The organism is Microcystis sp. 0824 (genome assembly GCF_003112475.1).
GTDB classification, from domain to species: Bacteria; Cyanobacteriota; Cyanobacteriia; order Cyanobacteriales; family Microcystaceae; genus Microcystis; species Microcystis aeruginosa_C.
This window is the reverse complement of the sequence record NZ_BDSM01000070.1, coordinates 110,569-112,416: the sequence shown is the minus strand read 5'-3', so window position 1 is coordinate 112,416 and position 1,848 is coordinate 110,569. Positions and strand designations below refer to the sequence as shown.

Below are 1,848 nucleotides of genomic sequence, written 5' to 3'. Positions count from 1 at the left end.
TTTAGTGATTGGGGTTATTGATACGGGGGTTGACTACAATCACCAAGACCTAGTTGGCAACATCTGGACAAACCCGGGGGAAATTGCCGGAGATGGCATTGACAACGATGGCAATGGCTACATTGATGACATTCGCGGTTGGGACTTTGCCTACAACGACAATAACCCCAGTGATGTTAATGGTCACGGAACCCATGTTTCGGGAACCATTGCTGGCAAAGGAAATAATGGGGTCGGTGTGACGGGGGTGGCCTGGAATGCCAAAATCATGCCCCTGAAGTTTTTGAATGATCAAGGATCAGGCTCTACCTCCAATGCTATTTTGGCAATTAACTATGCGACGGCCAAAGGAGTTAAGCTCACCAATAACTCCTGGGGAGGTGGAGGCTATAGTCAAGCGCTCTACGATGCGATTAACGCGGCGGGTCAGGCGGGAGCTTTATTTATTGCGGCGGCTGGTAATGATGCAAAAAACACTGACACAAGCCCCTCCTATCCTGCCAGCTACAACCTAGCTAATATTATTTCTGTTGCTTCCACCACCCGCACCGATGCTCTCTCTTCCTTTTCCAACTATGGCTTAACCAGCGTAGATTTAGGCGCACCTGGTTCAGAGATTTACAGCACTACTCCCAACAATACCTATTCCACCTATTCTGGGACATCTATGGCCAGTCCCCATGTGGCGGGGGCGGCGGCTTTGTTGTGGTCACAAAATCCTACCTGGACAGCCCAACAGGTGAAAGATGCCTTAATGAACACGGGCGACCCCCTGGCATCCCTTGCCGGTAAAACGGTTTCTGGTAAGCGGCTCAATGTGTTTAACGCTTTGGCGGCGGCTAACTTACCTTCTGTAACCGTCAGTGTCAGTCCGGCCACTGTGCAGGAAGACGGTACGACTAACTTAGTTTACACCTTTACTCGCACTAACTTAAACCTGAGTTCTCCCCTGACCGTTAACTTCGGGGCGAGTGGCATAGCCAACGCCGCTCCAGTGGGAAGCGACCCAGCCGATTACACGGTATTAACAGGTAGTGCTGTCACCTTCAACCCGACGACGAAATTAGGAACCGTCGCTTTTGCCGCCGGTGCGACAACGGCAACGGTGGTTGTTGATCCGATTGCCGACACCGTACAGGAAAACAGCGAATCAGTTATTTTAACCGTCAATTCTGGGACCGGCTACATTGGAGGTTCTCCTAGTACAGCAACGGGAACTATTATTTCTGAGGAAGGATTTACCACCTACTTCTCGGATGATTTTGCCAATAACAGCAAGGGTTGGACTCTGGGGACAGAATGGCAAATCGGTGCTGCCACAACTTCTACAGGTCACGTATATGGCAACCCTGATCCCGGAACCGACAATACTCCCACAGCCGATAATGGTGTAGCTGGGGTTGTTATTGGTGGAAATGCCTCTACAGCCTTGCACGACTTCTATTATTTAACCAGTCCGGTTATCAACACCAGCACGGCCAATCAGTTGTTCTTTGAATATGCCCGTTGGCTCAATAGTGACTACACTCCCTATATGCAGAACACAGTTGAGATCTTCAACGGTTCTAGCTGGGTCAATCTCTGGAGTTCAGGAGCTTCTCCAGGAGTCCAAGATAACGCTTGGACCCCTCAACAATTTAATATTAGCGCCCACAAGAGTGCCTCAACTCAAATTCGTTTCGGGTTCAATGTTGGTAGCACTGGTGCATTTACAGTAAGTTCCTGGAACGTTGATGATGTCAAAATCTATGGTGATGGGGGCGCGGCGACAAAATCAATCTCGATCGCCAAAACCACCGATGGGAAGGAAGCAGGTCTAGTGAGCAGTGTCTTTACCCTCACCCGCAC

Annotated in this window: 1 protein-coding gene; it reads left to right on the top strand. The window is 49.9% G+C overall.

Annotation, left to right across the window (positions count from 1 at the left end):
* On the top strand, positions 1 to 1,848 hold a 1,848-nt coding region (locus N0824_RS19785; protein ID WP_233256491.1), incomplete at both ends, for a S8 family peptidase.